21 protein-coding genes are annotated in these 17,463 nt (G+C 44.8%); 10 read left to right on the top strand and 11 right to left on the bottom strand.

Annotated features, from left to right (window positions below):
• Positions 1–14 precede the first annotated feature (14 nt).
• Together VIM88_RS04140 and VIM88_RS04135 are read left to right on the top strand one after the other, a co-directional pair.
• Positions 15–1,964, top strand: coding sequence for a M3 family metallopeptidase (locus VIM88_RS04140; protein WP_331861620.1), 1,950 nt, complete (start codon positions 15–17; stop codon positions 1,962–1,964).
• Between the two features lie 57 nt (positions 1,965–2,021).
• Entirely contained in the window at positions 2,022–2,537 is a 516-nt protein-coding gene (locus tag VIM88_RS04135; protein WP_331861619.1) for a hypothetical protein, read from the top strand.
• Between the two features lie 6 nt (positions 2,538–2,543).
• On the opposite strand, the gene VIM88_RS04130 is transcribed toward VIM88_RS04135, so the two are convergent.
• The gene (locus VIM88_RS04130) at positions 2,544–3,812 is read right to left on the bottom strand and encodes an argininosuccinate synthase (RefSeq protein WP_331861618.1); all 1,269 of its coding nucleotides are present in this window, start codon (positions 3,810–3,812) and stop codon (positions 2,544–2,546) included.
• A gap of 166 nt (positions 3,813–3,978) precedes the next feature.
• Between VIM88_RS04130 and VIM88_RS04125 the strand changes: the two genes are divergently transcribed.
• Positions 3,979–4,611: an NAAT family transporter gene (locus VIM88_RS04125; RefSeq protein WP_331861617.1), complete on the top strand. Its 633-nt coding sequence runs from the start codon at positions 3,979–3,981 to the stop codon at positions 4,609–4,611.
• A gap of 42 nt (positions 4,612–4,653) precedes the next feature.
• On the opposite strand, the gene VIM88_RS04120 is transcribed toward VIM88_RS04125, so the two are convergent.
• On the bottom strand, positions 4,654–4,992 hold the full coding sequence (locus tag VIM88_RS04120; protein ID WP_331861616.1) for a thioredoxin family protein: 339 nt from the start codon (positions 4,990–4,992) through the stop codon (positions 4,654–4,656).
• Between the two features lie 94 nt (positions 4,993–5,086).
• Between VIM88_RS04120 and VIM88_RS04115 the strand changes: the two genes are divergently transcribed.
• From VIM88_RS04115 to VIM88_RS04100, 4 genes are read left to right on the top strand one after another with little or no spacing between them, the layout of a single operon-like run.
• Positions 5,087–5,869: a pyridoxine 5'-phosphate synthase gene (locus VIM88_RS04115; RefSeq protein WP_331861615.1), complete on the top strand. Its 783-nt coding sequence runs from the start codon at positions 5,087–5,089 to the stop codon at positions 5,867–5,869.
• A gap of 1 nt (position 5,870) precedes the next feature.
• The gene (gene pdxA, locus VIM88_RS04110; protein ID WP_331861614.1) at positions 5,871–6,800 is read left to right on the top strand and encodes a 4-hydroxythreonine-4-phosphate dehydrogenase; all 930 of its coding nucleotides are present in this window, start codon (positions 5,871–5,873) and stop codon (positions 6,798–6,800) included.
• Positions 6,790–7,764, top strand: coding sequence for a M23 family metallopeptidase (locus VIM88_RS04105; RefSeq protein ID WP_331861613.1), 975 nt, complete (start codon positions 6,790–6,792; stop codon positions 7,762–7,764). Before pdxA ends, VIM88_RS04105 begins: the two co-directional genes overlap by 11 nt.
• A 9-nt stretch (positions 7,765–7,773) precedes the next feature.
• Positions 7,774–8,388 (top strand): polymer-forming cytoskeletal protein, encoded by a 615-nt coding sequence (locus VIM88_RS04100; RefSeq protein ID WP_331861612.1) that lies wholly within the window; start codon positions 7,774–7,776, stop codon positions 8,386–8,388.
• 7 nt (positions 8,389–8,395) lie between these two features.
• Here the strand turns inward: VIM88_RS04100 and VIM88_RS04095 are convergent, their stop codons facing one another.
• Positions 8,396–8,620: a hypothetical protein gene (locus tag VIM88_RS04095; RefSeq protein WP_331861611.1), complete on the bottom strand. Its 225-nt coding sequence runs from the start codon at positions 8,618–8,620 to the stop codon at positions 8,396–8,398.
• On the bottom strand, positions 8,613–9,257 hold the full coding sequence (locus tag VIM88_RS04090; protein ID WP_331861610.1) for a tetratricopeptide repeat protein: 645 nt from the start codon (positions 9,255–9,257) through the stop codon (positions 8,613–8,615). Before VIM88_RS04090 ends, VIM88_RS04095 begins: the two co-directional genes overlap by 8 nt.
• A gap of 95 nt (positions 9,258–9,352) precedes the next feature.
• Between VIM88_RS04090 and msrB the strand changes: the two genes are divergently transcribed.
• A complete protein-coding gene (msrB, locus tag VIM88_RS04085) occupies positions 9,353–9,748 on the top strand; it encodes a peptide-methionine (R)-S-oxide reductase MsrB (protein ID WP_331861609.1) in 396 nt (131 codons plus the stop codon).
• Here msrB and VIM88_RS04080 read toward each other — a convergent pair.
• Together VIM88_RS04080 and VIM88_RS04075 are read right to left on the bottom strand one after the other, a co-directional pair.
• Positions 9,745–10,011 (bottom strand): phosphomannomutase, encoded by a 267-nt coding sequence (locus VIM88_RS04080; RefSeq protein WP_331861608.1) that lies wholly within the window; start codon positions 10,009–10,011, stop codon positions 9,745–9,747. The two genes, msrB and VIM88_RS04080, sit on opposite strands and share 4 nt — an antisense overlap.
• Positions 10,012–10,042: 31 nt before the next feature.
• The gene (locus VIM88_RS04075) at positions 10,043–10,963 is read right to left on the bottom strand and encodes a NifU family protein (protein WP_331861607.1); all 921 of its coding nucleotides are present in this window, start codon (positions 10,961–10,963) and stop codon (positions 10,043–10,045) included.
• Positions 10,964–11,206: 243 nt separating this feature from the next.
• Here VIM88_RS04075 and VIM88_RS04070 point away from each other — a divergent pair, with 243 nt between their 5' ends.
• On the top strand, positions 11,207–11,650 hold the full coding sequence (locus VIM88_RS04070; protein WP_331861606.1) for a GatB/YqeY domain-containing protein: 444 nt from the start codon (positions 11,207–11,209) through the stop codon (positions 11,648–11,650).
• 13 nt (positions 11,651–11,663) lie between these two features.
• Here VIM88_RS04070 and VIM88_RS04065 read toward each other — a convergent pair whose 3' ends face one another.
• Positions 11,664–12,533, bottom strand: coding sequence for an AraC family transcriptional regulator (locus tag VIM88_RS04065; protein ID WP_331861605.1), 870 nt, complete (start codon positions 12,531–12,533; stop codon positions 11,664–11,666).
• Between the two features lie 124 nt (positions 12,534–12,657).
• Between VIM88_RS04065 and VIM88_RS04060 the strand changes: the two genes are divergently transcribed.
• A complete protein-coding gene (locus VIM88_RS04060; RefSeq protein WP_331861632.1) occupies positions 12,658–14,112 on the top strand; it encodes an acetyl-CoA carboxylase biotin carboxylase subunit in 1,455 nt (484 codons plus the stop codon).
• A gap of 58 nt (positions 14,113–14,170) precedes the next feature.
• Here VIM88_RS04060 and trpC read toward each other — a convergent pair whose 3' ends face one another.
• The 4 genes from trpC to VIM88_RS04040 are packed head-to-tail and all read right to left on the bottom strand — an operon-like array spanning position 14,171 to position 17,337.
• A complete protein-coding gene (gene trpC / locus VIM88_RS04055) occupies positions 14,171–14,971 on the bottom strand; it encodes an indole-3-glycerol phosphate synthase TrpC (protein WP_331861604.1) in 801 nt (266 codons plus the stop codon).
• 58 nt (positions 14,972–15,029) lie between these two features.
• Positions 15,030–16,283 (bottom strand): hypothetical protein, encoded by a 1,254-nt coding sequence (locus tag VIM88_RS04050; RefSeq protein WP_331861603.1) that lies wholly within the window; start codon positions 16,281–16,283, stop codon positions 15,030–15,032.
• Positions 16,265–16,639, bottom strand: coding sequence for a YkgJ family cysteine cluster protein (locus VIM88_RS04045; RefSeq protein ID WP_414717471.1), 375 nt, complete (start codon positions 16,637–16,639; stop codon positions 16,265–16,267). The genes VIM88_RS04050 and VIM88_RS04045 overlap by 19 nt, the downstream gene beginning before the upstream one ends.
• Before the next feature lie 2 nt (positions 16,640–16,641).
• Positions 16,642–17,337, bottom strand: coding sequence for a tRNA1(Val) (adenine(37)-N6)-methyltransferase (locus VIM88_RS04040; protein WP_331861601.1), 696 nt, complete (start codon positions 17,335–17,337; stop codon positions 16,642–16,644).
• Positions 17,338–17,463 lie beyond the last annotated feature (126 nt).

Below are 17,463 nucleotides of genomic sequence, written 5' to 3'. Positions count from 1 at the left end.
TGGACCGATACACTATGTTTCAAGAATTCAAAATATCCGATCTAGAACAATTTCCCACAGAACTAGAGGCACTGCTGAACCGCCAAAGAGAGATCATCAACCACATCACTGCCAGTGACGAAACCAGTTACGAAAAAGTGCTTAAACCTCTGCAGGACCTGGATGAGGAGTTGGGGCTTTTTTTTACCCCGCTTTCCCATCTTAACTCCGTGATGAACTCAGCAGAGACACAAAAAGCCTATGAAGCATCTATCCCTCTGCTCTCCAAGTTCAGCTCTGAAATGGCCCAGAACACTGCACTTTTTAACAAGATAGAGCAGATCGAAGCGGAAGATGAAGAAGCCAAAACCGTGGTGGCCCATGATATCAGGGACTTCGTGCTCTCAGGAGTCAATCTGCCTGAAAAAGAGAAAAAAAGAATGGAGGAGATCTCATTGCAGCTGAGCGAGCTCAGTAACGATTTTTCTCAAAATCTACTTGATGCGACCAATGACTATGAGCTGATTATAGAAGATCCCAAAGATGTAGAAGGCATACCGGAGTCCGATCTCGAAGCGGCCAGAGAAGAGACCGACGGTAAGACCGTATATAAGTTTACGCTGCAGATCCCGAGCTACCTGGCATATATGACCTATGGACCGAACCGTGCATACAGAAAAGAGATCTCCAAGGCCTACATTACACGAGCACCTGAAAATGCCGAAGTGATAGACCAGATCCTTGCGCTGAAACAGGAAAAGGCAAAACTGCTTGGGTTTGAAAACTATGCGCATTATGTACTGGAAACAAGAGATGCGAACAGACAAGAGGATGTCATCGGATTTTTAAATGACCTGGCAGAAGCGGCCTTGCCTCAAGCCAAAAATGAATTGGAGGAACTCAAAGCCTTTGCGAAAAAGGTAGACAATATTACGGACCTCGCTGCGTATGATATGGCTTACTACAGTGAAAAAATGAAAAAAGAGAAGTTTGACTTTGATGACACGATGACCAAGCCCTATTTCGAGCAGAATAGAGTACTTGAAGGCCTGCTGGATATCGTATCCGAACTCTTCGATGTCACTTTCAAACCTGCGGATGTTCCGACATGGCACGAGTGTGTCAAACCCTTTGACATCTTCGAGGAAGGAGAGCTCTCAGGACGTATCTACTTTGATCTGGAGGCGCGGAAAGAGAAACGCGGCGGAGCATGGATGAATGACTGGGAAACACACTATGTGGACAGCAAAGGGAAAAAACATCTTGCTTCTGCCTTTGTCGTATGCAACTTCTCTCCCTCTACCAAAGAGAGTCCCTCGTTGCTGAGACATGATGATGTCGTCACCCTCTTTCATGAAATGGGGCATGCGATCCACCATCTCTTCGGAAAATGCCATGAACGCTCCGTCTCCGGCATCAACGGTGTAGCCTGGGATGTGGTGGAGTTCCCTTCACAGTTTTTGGAGAACTTTGCCTATGAAGCAGCGATCCTTAAACGTTTCGGATTTCACCATAGAACGAAAGAACCCATCTCGGACACGCTCCTGGCCAAGATCAAAGAGACAAAGAACTTCCAGGCAGCGCTTGGCATATTAAGACAGGTAGAATTCTCTCTCTTTGACTTCAAACTGCACCAGGATCTTTATCAGGGTGAAGAGGTGCAGGCACTTCTGGACAGTATCAGGGAGACGACCTCTTTACTGAAGGTGCCAGAATACAATAAATTCCAGCACGGATTCGCCCATATCTTTGCAGGTGGCTATGCCGCAGGATACTATAGCTACAAATGGGCGGAAGTCCTCTCTGCCGATGCATTCTTTTCCTGCCTGCACGAGGAAACGGGACTCGATAAAGAGGCTGCAAAAGGCTATAAAGCGTTCATACTTGCCAATGGTGGTGCCAAAGAGATGAGCGATCTTTACCAGGAGTGGCTTGGTCGCAAGGCTGACGTCAAGAGTCTGACCAAGCTTTATGAAATAGCATAACCATTTTCATCATTTTTAGTTCAAACCCTAAAAGTGATCCAGTCAAAGGAGTCTGTTATGAGCGAGCATCGATCTCTTGCGCTAACCATCATTGCCATTTTTATCGTGACGTTGATGGCCGCCTATTTTAGCCCCTCCTTTGCAGAACAGAAAAGCTACCTGGAACTTTTTATACTCCTGGGAAGCCTGCTTTTCATCTTTTCTGTCGTAGTGGTCTTTGCCACACTGGGATTTCACTCTTTTGCGCTTTTTCTAAGTATCTTTCTTGCTGCTGTCATTGCACTGTACGGCATAGTCGGTGCCTTTATGGTGACAGTGATGACCTATCTGCTTTGGGGTTCTATCTTTGCTATGGAAGTACTTCTTTTTTATAATGGCAGTGAAAGTGCGAAGGCATGGTTTGTCTCGCGCTATGATTTCAAAACATTCAAGATGGAATATGTTGCTTTTTATCCGCTGATGGGCATGTTGTATATTTTGCTGGAGTTCATACCCTATCTCTTTTCCAAAGAGAAATTGGTGAAATTCACTCCTTCAAAGGTCTTGAAGGAGATGGAGATGTTGTTAAAGTAGTTTGATTTACTCTTTAGTCTTTATCAGAGAAGCGATACGTTCAGGCTGTTTTTTACCTTCAATGATGAATCTCAATGCATTCAGACGGATAAAGCCTTCTGCATCCCCTTGATTATATACTTCATCCTCTTCAAATGTCGAGTGTGCCTCTGAATAGAGCGATTCATCTGAACTTCTACCCACTACGATCACATTCCCTTTGTAGAGTTTGAGTTTTACTTCACCGTTTACTCTCTCCTGGGTTGCATCGATCGCTGCTTGCATCATCTTGCGCTCCGGTGACCACCAGTATCCGTTATAGATCAGTTTTGCATACTTCGGCATCATCTCATCTTTGAGATGCGCTTCTTCCCTGTCCAGCGTGATGGATTCGATCGCTCTGTGTGCTTTGAGCATGATCGTACCGCCCGGGGTCTCATAACAGCCGCGTGCTTTCATCCCTACATAACGGTTCTCCACGATATCGATACGTCCGATACCATGCTTATTTCCATAATCATTCAGTATTTTAAGGAGTGTTGCCGGGCTCAACTCTTCGCCGTTGATCGCTACAGGGTCACCTTTTTTATACGTGATCGTAATATACTCTGCCTCATCCGGAGCCTCTTCAGGAGAGTTTGTCCATAGCCACATATCCTCTTCAGGCTCAGCTGCAGGATTCTCAAGGTGAAGCCCTTCATACGAGATGTGAAGCAGGTTCGCATCCATGGAGTATGGACTTGCTTTAGGGTTACCGTGCTCATCCACGTGTTTTTTAGAGATCTCGATACCATGTTCTTTTGCATAGGCAAGAAGCTTCTCACGTGAATTCAGATCCCACTCCCTCCACGGTGCGATCACCGCGATATCCGGGTTAAGGCCCAGGTAACCAAGCTCGAAACGTACCTGGTCATTTCCCTTACCTGTTGCCCCGTGGCTTACTGCATCTGCACCTGTTTGCTGTGCGATCTCGATCTGCTTTTTGGCAATGAGCGGTCTGGCAATAGAGGTACCCAAAAGATACTCTCCCTCATAGATCGCATTGGCTCTGAACATAGGGAAAACAAAATCTCTTACAAACTCTTCTCTCAGATCCAGGATGAATATGTTCTCTGGTTTGATACCCATATCAAGCGCTTTCTGACGTGCAGGTTCCACCTCTTCACCCTGACCGAGATCCGCGGTAAAGGTCACCACTTCACACCCGTACTCATCTTGAAGCCATTTTAAAATAATACTTGTATCAAGCCCACCAGAGTAAGCCAATACTGCTTTTTTGATCTTTCTTTTTGCCATGCTATCAGCCTTATAATTTTAATATTACCGCGATTTTACCATAATCTTGGTAATAGTTAAATATTTTATCTCGTTGAATTGTATTCACACTCTATCACATGATAAAGTTATTTCCACTACGTTATAATGTATTGATTCAACGAAATAGTGATTTAACAGGAGACCCATGATCGACTTTGCATCTTATTTGAATATTTTTGTGACTATTTTTTCTATTCTCAATCCCATAGGGATCATCCCTTTGTTTCTTGCCATCACAGCGGATCAAAGCATAGATCAAAAAAAAGCAACCATCAAAAACACCATTATCGCTGTTCTACTCATCCTGCTTCTGAGTGCTTATGTCGGAAACTATGTACTGAACTTCTTTGGTATTGATATTGATTCATTTAGGATCGCAGGTGGTATTTTGCTGCTCTTGATGGCGATAAATATGTTACAAGCAAAAATACCGAGCACAAAAACAAATGAAAAAGAACAAAATGAAGCTATAGAAAAAGAGGATATTTCCATTGTTCCTCTTGCCATTCCCCTGATAGCAGGTCCAGGAGCTATCAGTACCGTTATTCTATTCTCCTCTTCCATGCCTCATATCATCGATAAAGTAGCTTTGGGAGTAGTCATCATTTTCACTTCCTTGCTTCTATGGCCTATCTTGCGCCTGTCCAGACCTATTGGAGAATATCTGGGAAGGACCGGCCTGAACATTTCCACAAGAATCATGGGATTGATCCTTGCTGCCATTTCTGTACGGTTTATCCTGGAAGGGCTTCTTGGTTTCTATAAAGTACATTTTTGAAAGTACATTTTTGAATCCGATTCAGAGCAATTGGGGTAAGGCCTATTCAAACCCATACTTCTTCAAAATGATATCCAACACTGCTTTCTTGTAGGCCCCTGTATGACGGAACACTTCATTGCCGGAAGCATCAAAGAATATCTGTACAGGCATCTCTTTGAGCTTGTAGATGTCACGGCTTACCAAACGGTCCTTTTGCGAATCGATGGAGTAGATCTGGTAGTCAGGGTGAACCTCCAACACTTCGGCAAATACTTTGGACATGGCCAGACAGCTGTAGCAGTGCGACATCCCAAACGCTAGGATCGTAGGCTTGCCATTGCCTATAGTATGTTTGATATCTCTATACTCATGCAAAGGTAAAGGCTTTTTTTCAGACATTTTTACTCCCGGGGTCTTATTGGGGTGATTATACAAATCCTATCTTAAAAACTTTTGCTATAATGAAACCAATATTATTCAAGGAAGTTCAACGATGTTATTGGGCGTAAACATAGACCATATTGCAGTACTGAGAGAAGCCAGAAAAGTTGCAGACCCTGACCCGCTGGATGCCCTGAGCATCTGTAAACGTGCGGGGGCCGACCAGATAACCATACACCTGCGTGAGGACCGGAGACATATGCAGGACATGGATGCCAAAAACATTATCGAGCTTTCTCCTCTCCCTGTCAATCTCGAATGTGCCATCTCTTCTGAAATGATAGACATCGCCTGTACGCTGAGACCGCATCGCGTGACCCTTGTGCCTGAAAAGCGTGAAGAGGTCACCACGGAAGGCGGACTTGCCGTGACAGGAGCACAGCCCAAACTCAAAGAAGCGATCAAAAGGCTGCATGAAGCGGAGATAGAGGTATCGCTTTTCATAGACCCTTCCCTGGATGCGGTCAATGCTTCGATCGACCTGGGGGTGGAATGGGTAGAGTTCCATACAGGAAAATACGCGAACATCTATGCGATGCTCTATTCCAACCTTTCCAAAACGCACCACAGCATACCAGAGCTCGAACTCCCGCGCAAAGTGCTCAAAAAGATGCTTAGAGAGGAACTCTGCAACCTGCGCCTGCTCTCTTGCGATGCCATGGAACTGGGTTTGCGCGTGGCAGCAGGACACGGGCTTAATATGCAGAATGTCAAAGAGATCGCCGAGATCGAGACCATAGAAGAGCTCAACATCGGACAGAGTATCATCGCTCGCTCTATCTATACCGGACTTGAACAGGCTATTATAGATATGAAAGCCATGTTGATACGATAACATGTCAAGAAAAAAAGTAGCCATCTCTGTCGGTGATCTCAATGGTATAGGCATACAGCTTGCCCTGGAGAACCATGACACTGTCTCCAAAGAAGTGGAAGCGATCTACTGCATCGACAGAGAAATGCTGGAACAAGCGGCCAAAAAACTGAACCTGCCCATACCCGCTGATCTTCAAACGATGGACCATATTGCAGCGAACTTTGAGATAGCCCCTGGAACAGTCAGCAAGGAGAGCGGCGCCTATGCCTATGCCTCCTTTGTAAAGGCGGTTGAACTTGCGCGTCACAAGCAAGTAGATGCCATCACCACCCTGCCCATCCACAAAAAAGCCTGGGAGATGGCAGGCGTCAAGTATAAAGGCCATACGGATGCACTCAGAGATTTCTTTGATGCGGAGGCGATCATGATGCTGGGTTCACCTAAGATGTATGTCGCTCTTTTTACGGAGCATATCCCCCTGAAAAACGTGGCTGCAAGCATCAACGAAAAAGACTTGACAAGGTTTCTTATAGACTTTTACCATACAGCCAGACCGGAGAAAAAAGTAGCTGTACTGGGGCTAAATCCCCATGCAGGGGATGACGGGGTGCTCGGAAATGAGGAGACGATCATCCAAAAAGCCATCCACAAGGCACATCAAACATTGGGCAAAGAGGTATTTACCTCTCCCCTCGTCCCCGATGTAGCCTTTACCCCAAGAGTGCGGGCACACTACACCCACTATATAGCCATGTACCATGACCAGGGCTTGGCCCCTCTTAAAGCCCTCTATTTTGATGAGGGGATCAACGTATCACTGAACCTCCCCATACTCAGAACCTCCGTGGACCACGGGACCGCTTTTGATATAGCGTATAAAGGGTTGAGACTGAATGCCCTGAGCTATCTGAATGCTATCAAATATATTAAGGAAAGAGATGAAAAATAGGCTTATCATAACGATCAGTGATGTGCATGGATCAAAACAGTATAGTATCCATGAAATCATCAAAAAGGTGATAGTCGGAGCGATTCTTCTTCTGGTCACCATTGCGTTTGCTACGTATCTTTATATCAACTTTCTTAACAACAGGGTCTCTAAACTCAATAAGCAAAAACTCGAATTTCAGAATGAAATTGTAAAACTTGGAGAGGCAAGTGCCACCTATAAACACAAAAATGAAATTCTCGAGAAAGAGAATGTGCGGCTTACACAGCGTATTCAGGAAAATAGCGACAAACTCGTCTCGGTCAATGAAAAACTGGAAGAGGTCGAAGAGATGATCGGCTACGGACCGGATCTGAATGCCAGTTTTCAAGACAGAGCGGAAAATGCACGAGACAAGGTTGTTCAGGCGATCAAAGAAAAGGTTGAAAAAGAACAGATATCATCGATCCAAAAAGCCCTGATACTCAACAGTATCCCTAATGGAAAGCCGGTGAGATATACCCGTGTCTCAAGCAAATACGGATACCGTACCCACCCTGTCACAAAAAAACAGTCCTTTCACCCTGCACTTGACCTGACAGCAAATAGTGGTACCCCCGTCTATGCACCTGCCAGCGGTGTGGTTGTCTTAGCTAAACGTAAAGGCGCCTATGGGAAGCTCTTGCTGCTTGACCACTCTTTCGGGTTTAAAACCGCCTATGGGCATCTTAGCAGATTTGCCGTCAAGAGCGGCGATTTTGTCAGTAAAGGGGATCTTATTGCCTATGTAGGGAGTACGGGCCGAAGTACCGGGCCCCATCTACACTATGAGGTCCGATATTTGGATAAATGGCTCGATCCAAAGACCTTTATACAATGGGATTTAGAGAATATTAACAACATTAGCGATAAAATTACTCAAGTTGACTGGAAAAGCATCCACAAGCAGACCCAGGATATCATCACACTTTCTACACAACAATAAAGGAACCCTATGGCACTGATCATAAGCAAAAAGAACCCGAAAACACATAACAAGATCACTTCAGCGACCATTATCACTTCATGCATGGAAGTCACAGGAAATTTACATGGCAGTGATACCGTACATATAGATGGAAAAGTGGTGGGAGACATCATCGTGAGTAACACACTTGTGATCGGAAAATCAGGGTTGGTCCAGGGAGAAGTGAAAGCAAAAAATGCGATCATAAACGGTAAACTTGAAGGCAGCATCATCTGTGAAACACTTGAAGTAATGGAAACAGGTGAAGTTTCCAAACAAATTCAAGCAGATACGATGATACTTGACGGTACCGTTACGGGTCATGTCATTGGACTGACATCGATAGAGGTCCAGTCCAATGCTACACTTGCAGTGGAGAAAATAGAAAGCAAAAAGATCACTGTCGGCGGCTCAATTAAAGGGAATATTGTCGCATCAGAACTGCTGGAAATAAACAGTACAGGTTCAGTAGAGGGTGAAATATCCGTCAAAAATATCAAAACAGCGGAAGGAAGCAGAATGGTTGGTACTATGTCTGCTTATGAAGTAAAACAGGAAGAAAAAACAGAGGTCAAGCAAGGAGAAATGGCACAGACTGCCTAGTCTTGTTTTACCCAAAGAGTCCTTCTGACCTATCCTCGACGACTTCACAATTCTCATTCATCTGAGCACAAAGTCTCTCCTGGCACTCTTTACATAAGTAGCGGTAGTTCTGCATGTCATAATGGATCGTATCTCCCTCATGAATATCACTATAACATTCGGCACATACATTGGTTACCCGCAGAAGTATCTCCTCTGTGGCTTCTTGTGTTACAAAACATGGACTACTCATTATCACTCCCTAATTCTTTCATCATTTTTTTCGCTTCTTCCAATGTGTCATCCAACTCATAGGCTTTGGTATAGCCTATCAGCGCTTCTTTCTTTCGACCCAGGTCATATAAAGTGTTTGCATAGTTAAAGTGGTGCGGCGCATATTCAGGGTCGAGAACGATGGCACGCTCATGGTGTTTTTCTGCTTCTTCATCCTCACCAAGCTTATGCAGCACGTTCGCCAGTGCCGCATGCGCCATGTCATCTGACTCATCCAGTGACAGCAGTTTTTCATAGCTCTCTTTTGCGTCTGCATAGTCACCGGTCTGCATGTAGACATACCCCATTTTTTGCAGCACATCTGTATTGTTCTCATCGATGATCAGAGCGGAACCGAGTGCTTTTTTCGCTTCTTCAAAGTCTTCTTTCAGGACTGCCTCATCTGTCATTTCCAGCAGTTGTTCCATCCGTGTAGGCTGAACTTCAGGGGTTGAGAATGTTTTGTCAGGACGGTTGATGCCCCCTATCTGCTCATCAGGGAGATCTGCTTCGAAATCCACCCCTCTTTTAGGGTGATCGCCTGAAAAAAGTTGTTTGAAAAAAAGGTAAAATACCCCTCCTGCAACAAGTAGAAGGAATAGTTGAAATGCTGTCATGGTCTCTCCAATCTTAAGTATCCGAATGATAAGATAATCTAACTTAAATCCAAAGAAAATCTGCTATCATGGTAAAAAATAACCAAAGGATCAGCATGGCTTATAGAATAGAATTAGACAAAGAAAAATTACAAAAAGAGTTATCCCCGTTAGAGTATGATGTCTGCTTGAACCACGGTACCGAAGCACCCTTTCAAAATGAGTTCTGGGATTCAAAAAAAGAGGGTATCTACAGCTGTAAATGCTGCGGAACCCCTCTCTTCTCTTCGGAGACCAAATTTGATTCCGGTACAGGCTGGCCAAGCTATTTCCAGCCTATCAATGAAGAAGATATCGAAGAGATCGAAGATCACAGCTACGGCATGGTCCGGGTAGAAGTACGCTGCGGTGCATGCGGTGCACATTTGGGACATGTATTCCCCGATGGTCCGGCACCCACCTACAAACGTTACTGCATCAACTCTGCCTCTTTGAAGTTTAAAGAAAGTTAAGCTTTCAGCTGTGCGGCGATACGCCCTGCAGCTTCATCCATCTCGGCTTTGGTGTCAAAGATGAAAGAGTGTTTTTCCTCTTCGCCAAGATTGACAAAAAGTCCAAACCCCACGACTTCCACTTTGCCTTTTCCTTCCACATCCAGCCATTCAAGACTTACCTGGGTCGTCTCATCCCCGTGCCCCGTCTTTACGACTGCTGCCGGGTAGAGTTGCGTGATCCTGGATGTGTCGAATTGTTTATCTTCTATGGTAAGTATCATACAGAATGCTCCCCTTTACTGTTCTGTACGATCAAATAGGTATTACGCGTATATTCGGGTCAAGTTTGTCTTTGAGCGCATTTTCTATGGCCATCAGTGTACCCGTACCTGAACTGTCACAGCTGCTGCAGGCACCGAGGTAACTGATATAGACCTCAAACTGATCGCCGTTTTCTTTGACACTGAGTATATCGATATCTCCCCCGTCCATGACAAGGTACTGTCGTACCGTGTTGTCGATCGCTGTCTCCACTGCAATGATCCTGTGGTCAGGGCTCATATCCTTGAACGGCACAGCCGAGAGAGCACTCTCTGCCGCTTCCTGTTCCGCCACAGCATTTTTATTCTCTTCGATCCATGCCAAAAGTTCCTCTTTGCAACTCTCGTCTGTAGACCCCGCTTTGGTATATTCGGCAAGTGTCTCCAGTGTCTGGATGTTATGTAACTTGATAGACGCCTTGATAGAGGCGATACTCATAGGAGAGTCTTTGCACGGAACGCTCTTTTCCTCATGGCTCAGTACCTGATTGGTGTACGCTTTTACCGCCAGCCTTGCAGCATCGATCCCGAAGGTGATCGCATAGTTCTCCTCAGAGGGAAGTGCCTCTATCGTAGGATTGTCACGCAGCAGTCGCTCTAACGCTTGGTAATTGATCGTACTTATCTCGGGCATGGTTTTGTTTGTAAACAACAGCGCCATCATATGATTTACCGCGATTCCTGACGGCACACCCTCATAGGTATAGCGCGCCAGGACGACTGAATCCGCCTGTTTATCAACTGCCCAGTAAAAGGTAAGTTCATACCCTACTGCCTCATTTCCATAACTGTAAGTAAAAACAGAAGCACCCAGTTCTTTCGCTTCTTCTTCAGAGATAGTTCCTCTGTATTTTGACTCTTTTATGAACATCGCTACCTTGACACCATACTCATCATTCAACTCTTGACCCATACCTGTTCCTTTGGAATATTTTCAACTACTGTAGCATGCTAAACTAAATTTAGGATAAAAGTTATCTATTTCTCTATTTTTAATGTTGCAGGTGTAGGAAAAAAGTCTATTTTCAAGAAGCAAAATAGCGTACATAACGTGCCTTCTTCATAAAATCCCCGTACGTGAGCGGTTTATGCCAGTGCATCATCGTAAAATCAGTCGATTACTGTATAATCCTTTAAAATATGCAGGAGAACTTCAATGAGCTTGAAAGAACAGATCAAAAGCGATATCAAAGATGCTATGCGGGCGAAAGAGATAGTGAAAAGGGACACACTGCGAAACATCCAGGCATCCATCAAACAGATAGAAGTGGATGAGCGTAGAGAGGTGTCAGATGCGGATGTTGAAGCCATCTTGATGAAATATATGAAACAAAGAGAAGATGCGAAGGCACAGTTCATGGATGCCGGACGTACCGATCTTGTAGAAAAAGAAGAGGCGGAGATCGCCATCATCAAGTCCTATCTACCCGAGCCGATGGATGATGCCGAGCTAGAGTCTGTTCTCAAAGGGCTCATCGCTTCCGTCGGGGCTGAAAGTATGAAAGACATGGGAAAAGTGATGGGTGCTGCCAAATCTGCCATAGGAAGCCGTGCAGACGGCGGACGTATCAACCAGGCAGTCAAAAAACTGCTCTCCTGATCATCAAAGTGTGTCAAAGCGTGATGGAAAGGTAAAAATCCATCTCAAAAACGCCATCGTCGCTCAGATGATGGTTCTTATGATAGATGGCATAGGGCGGTTTGGTCGTGGTTTCGTATCCGCTCTTGGGAAGCCACGCATGATAGACCCATTGAATGAACTTTAAAAGGTCCGGCTTCTTCCCTGTGATCTTGAAGATCGCATAGACCCCTCCCGCGATTTTAAATTTGGGCAGATTGATCTCTTCGCTCTCTTTAGCGGTCGCAATGGCTGCAACATGGTGACACTCGGAGAGTGATGTGATGGCAGGGTTATCATGAAAAAGAGAGATCAGTTGATAGTCGGCAAGGTCATGGGCATAGATCAGGGTTTGTATTTTCTGCCAAGAACGTTTGATCCCTTCATCATATCCTCTGTCCCGTATATAGTAGGCATACAGCGGAGGCTGCTTGACGATCGTTGGCTCCATGGCCTCGAACAGACCCGTTGACGCCTGGATGATCGTTTGGTTCTCTATCAGCCTGTTGGAATACGCTACATATCCCCCTTTTCTCCATGCTTTGGGTGTCATGCCAAAGCGTTCTTTGAAAGCCCGGATGAAGGAAGTCTGTGAGCTGTATCCGCATTCATTTGCTACCTGTGAGATCGTAGAATAACGGTTTGTCAGGAGAAGGTTGGATGCTTTTTGCAGACGGATAGACTTGATGCTCTCATAGATATTGCGCCCGAACACTTCTTTGAATATCTTATGCAGATAGAACTTGTCTATCTCCATGGATGCAGCCAGTTCGTCTAAATTGATATCAGACTCTATATGGGTATAGATGTAGAACATCAGATCATTGGCAAGGCGGATCTTTTTGAGGTATGTTTTCCGTTTCATTCTACAATTATAGCAAAAAGAGCATATAAAAATGACAAAAATTGATAACTATATACACAATAATTATGTAGTCTTTTCTAGAGTGATGCTCTATAATAGCGAAAAACTCAAACAGGAGTATCAAATGCAGAGAAAGATCAGCAAAATATTGATCGCAAATCGCGGTGAAATAGCCTTGCGTATCATACGCGCATGCAAAGAACTGGATATATACAGTGTGGTCGTGCACTCGGAAGTAGATAAAGAGGGGGTCTGGGTTAAAAAAGCAGATCATGCCGTTGAACTGGAAGGGCATCCTGTCGAGGTCTATCTTGACTATAAAAACATCATCAAGATCGCCAAAGAGCTCAAATGTGATGCGATCCATCCGGGGTATGGATTCTTGTCTGAAAATGCCGATTTTGCCAGGGCATGTGACGAAGAAGGGGTCATCTTCATCGGACCGAAAGCAGAGCATATAGAACTCTTTGGCGACAAAATAGCCTCTAAACGTGCCATGAAAGAGATAGGCGTGCCCGTTATCGAGGGTACCGAGGACCCTATCTATGATCTTGACGAAGCAAAAAAGGTCGCAAAGGAGATCGGATTTCCGGTCATAATCAAGGCGGCATTCGGAGGTGGGGGACGCGGAATGCGTATCGTCAATGATGAAAAGGATTTTGAGAAACTTTTTGAAGCAGCCACGCAGGAAGCAAAAAAATTCTTTGGCAACGGTGATATGTTTATTGAAAAGTATGTCAAAAACCCCCGTCATATAGAAGTACAGATCATTGCAGACAAATACGGGAATGCCGTGCATCTTGGTGAACGTGACTGTTCCATTCAGAGACGCCACCAGAAAGTCATAGAGATCTCTCCTTCCCCGAGACTCTCCCCGCAAGTTCGAAAAGAGATCTATCGTATCGCTCAAAAAGCGGTGTACAGGTTAGGATATGAGAGCGTAGGAACCGTAGAGTTCCTGGTGGATGAAGCGGACCGTATCTATTTTATCGAGATGAATACCCGCGTCCAAGTGGAGCATCCTGTGACAGAGGTCATTTCCGGCGTCGATATCATTCAGAGAATGATCCAGCTGGCCGAGGGAGACAGGCTGCACTTCCTGCAGGAGGAGATCTCTTTTAACGGGTATGCGATCGAGTTTCGTATCAATGCAGAAGATCCCAGGAACAATTTTATGCCTTCATTCGGTACGATCGATGAATATTTGACCCCGGGCGGTCCCGGAGTACGTTTGGACACAGCGATGTACAGCGGCTATAAGATCCCTCCCAACTATGATTCCATGATAGGAAAACTGATCGTCTCGGCATTGGACTGGGAGGGTGTGGTCAGAAAAGCGAAAAGAGCTTTAGATGAATATTATATCGGCGGGATCACGACCAATATCGACCTGCATAAGGAAATTGTCAGAGATGAAGCTTTTAAAAGAGGAGAGTTCGATACTTCGTTCCTGGATCATAGGGTTGAACAGTTTGCCTTGCTGCATACCATTTCACCTTCGGAAGATAAAAGTATCAGTTCCTTTATGGCAAGGCTGATCCAAAAAGGGTTGACCTCCGTAAAAGGGGAGTTTATATAGCAGGGTTGATCGCAGACGAAGGCGTATCTATCGCACTTCCCGTCTGCAGTCATGAAGATCAGGATTCATTGCCATATTTGAGTTTTTTGATAGCCGCGGTGATATCATCCTGTCTCATAAAATGCTCCCCAACCAGAAAGGCATCGGCACCTATCTTGGAGAGTTCCACTACGGTCTCATGGTCATTGATACCTGATTCCGCCACAATGATCTTGCCGTTGGGGATCAGCGGTATCAGTTTTTCACTGAGGGTCATATCCATCTCAAAGGTTTCAAGGTTGCGGTGGTTGATCCCGATGATATCCGCACCGGCAAAGATCGCTTTGACCAGATCGGTCTTGTTGTGGACCTCTACCAGCACATCCAACCCTAAATGCCGTGCATAGTCATGCAGCTCTTTCAACTCTTTGCGGCTCAGTGCCATGGCGATAAGCAGGATGTAGTCTGCACCAAACGCGAGTGCTTCGAGTACCTGGTATTTATCCACGATGAAATCTTTTCGGAGCAGGGGCAGATTGACATAACGCCGTACCATGCCAAGGTACTCTTTATCTCCCTGAAAGAAGTGCGGTTCCGTCAATATAGAGAGAGAGTCCGCTCCGCCTTTCTCATAGGCCTGTGCTATCGCAACCGGGTCAAAATCTTCACGTATCACCCCTTTACTCGGGCTTGCTTTCTTCACCTCTGCAATGATACGGTAAGGGTTCTCTTCTGTAGCGCGCAATGCACGCTGTACATCTTTAGGGACAAACGGATTAAAAGAGAGTGACCGTCCCAGCCACTCCTCCGGATACTCTATTTTTCTTTTTTCCAGATCTGATCTTGTTTTTTTGATAATTTCATCTAATATTTGAGCCATATACGATTTTCCACATTTCTACTAAGTTTCGCGTATTATATCCAAAAGAAGTTCGAAATCATTTACACTCTCTGATCGCATTCCAGTGTTTGATGATCTCCTCTTCCTGAAGCCCCTCTTCTTCCACCACGCGTTTCATCAGTCTGTACGCCTTGCTGCACTCGCGTACTTTATAGTACCCCCATGCCAAGGAGTCCAGGTAGTAGGTGTTTTCAGGCTGCTGAAGCAGTGCTTCTTCTATGATCTTTATGCCTTTTTGGACATCCACTTCTTTATCGATCAGTGTGTAGCCATAATAGTTCAGATAGATACTGTCATCCACTCCTTGATCGATCGCCTGTTCAAGATAGGCAACAACCTCTGCTATCATCTTTTTGTCATTTTTATCTTCTGCGTTTTCAAAAAGCAGGACACCCTTCTCTGCGATCCATCTTGAATCTTTGTCTGCTTTGTAGAACTTGTCTGCGAGGTTCAAGGCCTTGGAAAAATCTCCTTTTGCCTTATAGAGCTCGTACAGTATATCCTCCCTGCTTTTATCTGCTTCCAGAAACGCGATGGCACCGTCGACATCTCTTTTGTACATGTAGACATCAATGATCCTGGTAAGGAACTGCTGATCGTTGTCTTGCCTGTACATAGCTTTGTAGGTTTCCAGTATTCCATCCGCATCTTTTTCTTTTTGGTAGAGTGTAAGCAGTTTGATATATACATCATTGCTTACAATGTTCATACGGCGATGTGTCTCCAGTAACTGTATCGCTTTTTGACGCTCATCCGTAAACTGGTCCATGATCTCAACCATTCTGAGCAATACTTCTTCCCTGGGCGCCTTTTCATAGACCTTGGCTAAAAGTTTCAAGGCTCTTTTAAAGTTCCCTGCATAAAGGAAAGAGTTGGATGCCAGGTCCAGGTCCACAGGGTCTGTTGACTGCTCCAGTAGATATTCTGCTTCATTCGTCGCATTCTTTACCTGCCGTATGGTGAGATAAAGAGGAATAAGCAGTCTTCTGACCTCGATCCTGTTCGGATGTTTCTTATCCCATATTTTTAACCGTTTAATACTCTCTGCTATATGGTTTCTGGCCATCAAAGCAGAAGTCGCTTCCTTGAAAAGGTAGATCTCTGCACCCGTATCGTCATACAGTCTTTTATAGATCTGATAGCTGCTTTCATAGGCCCCGTATTCGTCATACAACAGTGCACTGACGATCAGTTCGTCTTCACTGATCTTCATCAGTTCTTTGGCATGACCAGCTGCTGTACTTAAACCAAATGCCAGCAATAGAGTGAAAGCTATACGATTCCAGGACATTCTTTCCGTACCTCATCTTCATCATTTTTGAACTGTTCCCAAAAAGGGAAGGTACGGCACTGTGACGGCCGTACCGGGTAAATAGCACAACGCTTCTTGGATTCATCGAAAAATATACACGCAAAGTTATCCGGTGCAAGCTGTTTTTCTATCAGAGAATAGCGGTGTTTTACCTTTCTTAAATACATTGTAGCAAAATCTTCGACACTAAGGTTAACGAACGTTGCCATTTTTTCTATCTCATCGTATTTTGCCCAGATATAGCCGCTCTCTCCGGTACAGCAGTGTCCGCCGCAGGCTTCGCATGCAGAGGGGTCGAACTTGTAGTTGTACCCCTCTTGTTCCATCAATTCCATGATCATAGATCACCTTTTATGCTATGTGTATTGGCTTTTTTAAATGCTTCCATTGCTTTTTCCCTGTAGACACTGTTCTCATCAAACACCACGAACGGAGGCAGTATCTGCGTCATGGACTTTGATCCCATACGTGCAGCGATCATCACAAGTTTTGACTCTCTGTCTATTTTGGAATGCACAAACTGTATGGTTTCCGGATTTATACCATATAAAGTTAAATGATGTAATAACAGGTCCACCTGCTTCGCATCATAGCAGAAGATAAAGTATCCTCTGGGTTTCAACAGTTTTTTAACCTTCGCGATAAATGCTTCTATGGGCAAATGGTGTGCATACCTCGCAATGTTGAGATGCGTATCGTCACTCTGCTGGACACGCGGATCGTAAAAGGGCGGGTTGGAGATGATATAGTCGAATTTCTCATCGATCGGAAGTTGTGCAAAGTCCCCGAGGTAACTTTTTGCTTCCAGCTTATTGAGCGCAAAATTGTGTTCCGCATACTTCAGCATCTTTTCCTGTTTGTCAACAATGCTTGTCTCGATATTAAAATCACGGCTTAACAGCAGCGAAATAATGCCTACCCCGCACCCGACATCGAGCAGAGAACCTTTGGGTTTGAACCTGGTGATAAAATCATATAAAAAAATAGAGTCACTGTTGTAGCAGTACCCTGATGTCGGTTGATAAAGAAACATACTCACCTTTATTTTTTATGAATTTTACAATAATTTCAGTATAATCGCGATTATGAACGAAGAACTGGATTTACTGAACCCGCCATCAACAGATTTTTCTATGCTGGACTATGACTGTGCCTACCT

This window comes from Sulfurovum sp. (genome assembly GCF_036568385.1).
Taxonomy (GTDB): domain Bacteria; phylum Campylobacterota; class Campylobacteria; order Campylobacterales; family Sulfurovaceae; genus Sulfurovum.
The sequence above is the reverse complement of the archived record's forward strand: the minus strand, read 5'-3'. Positions and strand labels throughout refer to the sequence as shown.

Excerpts from the sequence above, each read along its gene's own strand:
- VIM88_RS04140 (WP_331861620.1), top strand. The coding sequence starts at position 15 with ATGTTTCAAGAATTCAAAATATCCGATCTAGAACAATTTCCCACAGAA.
- VIM88_RS04135 (WP_331861619.1), top strand. The coding sequence starts at position 2,022 with ATGAGCGAGCATCGATCTCTTGCGCTAACCATCATTGCCATTTTTATC.
- VIM88_RS04130 (WP_331861618.1), bottom strand. The coding sequence starts at position 3,812 with ATGGCAAAAAGAAAGATCAAAAAAGCAGTATTGGCTTACTCTGGTGGG.
- VIM88_RS04125 (WP_331861617.1), top strand. The coding sequence starts at position 3,979 with ATGATCGACTTTGCATCTTATTTGAATATTTTTGTGACTATTTTTTCT.
- VIM88_RS04120 (WP_331861616.1), bottom strand. The coding sequence starts at position 4,992 with ATGTCTGAAAAAAAGCCTTTACCTTTGCATGAGTATAGAGATATCAAA.
- VIM88_RS04115 (WP_331861615.1), top strand. The coding sequence starts at position 5,087 with ATGTTATTGGGCGTAAACATAGACCATATTGCAGTACTGAGAGAAGCC.
- pdxA (WP_331861614.1), top strand. The coding sequence starts at position 5,871 with ATGTCAAGAAAAAAAGTAGCCATCTCTGTCGGTGATCTCAATGGTATA.
- VIM88_RS04105 (WP_331861613.1), top strand. The coding sequence starts at position 6,790 with ATGAAAAATAGGCTTATCATAACGATCAGTGATGTGCATGGATCAAAA.
- VIM88_RS04100 (WP_331861612.1), top strand. The coding sequence starts at position 7,774 with ATGGCACTGATCATAAGCAAAAAGAACCCGAAAACACATAACAAGATC.
- VIM88_RS04095 (WP_331861611.1), bottom strand. The coding sequence starts at position 8,620 with ATGAGTAGTCCATGTTTTGTAACACAAGAAGCCACAGAGGAGATACTT.
- VIM88_RS04090 (WP_331861610.1), bottom strand. The coding sequence starts at position 9,257 with ATGACAGCATTTCAACTATTCCTTCTACTTGTTGCAGGAGGGGTATTT.
- msrB (WP_331861609.1), top strand. The coding sequence starts at position 9,353 with ATGGCTTATAGAATAGAATTAGACAAAGAAAAATTACAAAAAGAGTTA.
- VIM88_RS04080 (WP_331861608.1), bottom strand. The coding sequence starts at position 10,011 with ATGATACTTACCATAGAAGATAAACAATTCGACACATCCAGGATCACG.
- VIM88_RS04075 (WP_331861607.1), bottom strand. The coding sequence starts at position 10,963 with ATGGGTCAAGAGTTGAATGATGAGTATGGTGTCAAGGTAGCGATGTTC.
- VIM88_RS04070 (WP_331861606.1), top strand. The coding sequence starts at position 11,207 with ATGAGCTTGAAAGAACAGATCAAAAGCGATATCAAAGATGCTATGCGG.
- VIM88_RS04065 (WP_331861605.1), bottom strand. The coding sequence starts at position 12,533 with ATGAAACGGAAAACATACCTCAAAAAGATCCGCCTTGCCAATGATCTG.
- VIM88_RS04060 (WP_331861632.1), top strand. The coding sequence starts at position 12,658 with ATGCAGAGAAAGATCAGCAAAATATTGATCGCAAATCGCGGTGAAATA.
- trpC (WP_331861604.1), bottom strand. The coding sequence starts at position 14,971 with ATGGCTCAAATATTAGATGAAATTATCAAAAAAACAAGATCAGATCTG.
- VIM88_RS04050 (WP_331861603.1), bottom strand. The coding sequence starts at position 16,283 with ATGTCCTGGAATCGTATAGCTTTCACTCTATTGCTGGCATTTGGTTTA.
- VIM88_RS04045 (WP_414717471.1), bottom strand. The coding sequence starts at position 16,639 with ATGGAATTGATGGAACAAGAGGGGTACAACTACAAGTTCGACCCCTCT.
- VIM88_RS04040 (WP_331861601.1), bottom strand. The coding sequence starts at position 17,337 with ATGTTTCTTTATCAACCGACATCAGGGTACTGCTACAACAGTGACTCT.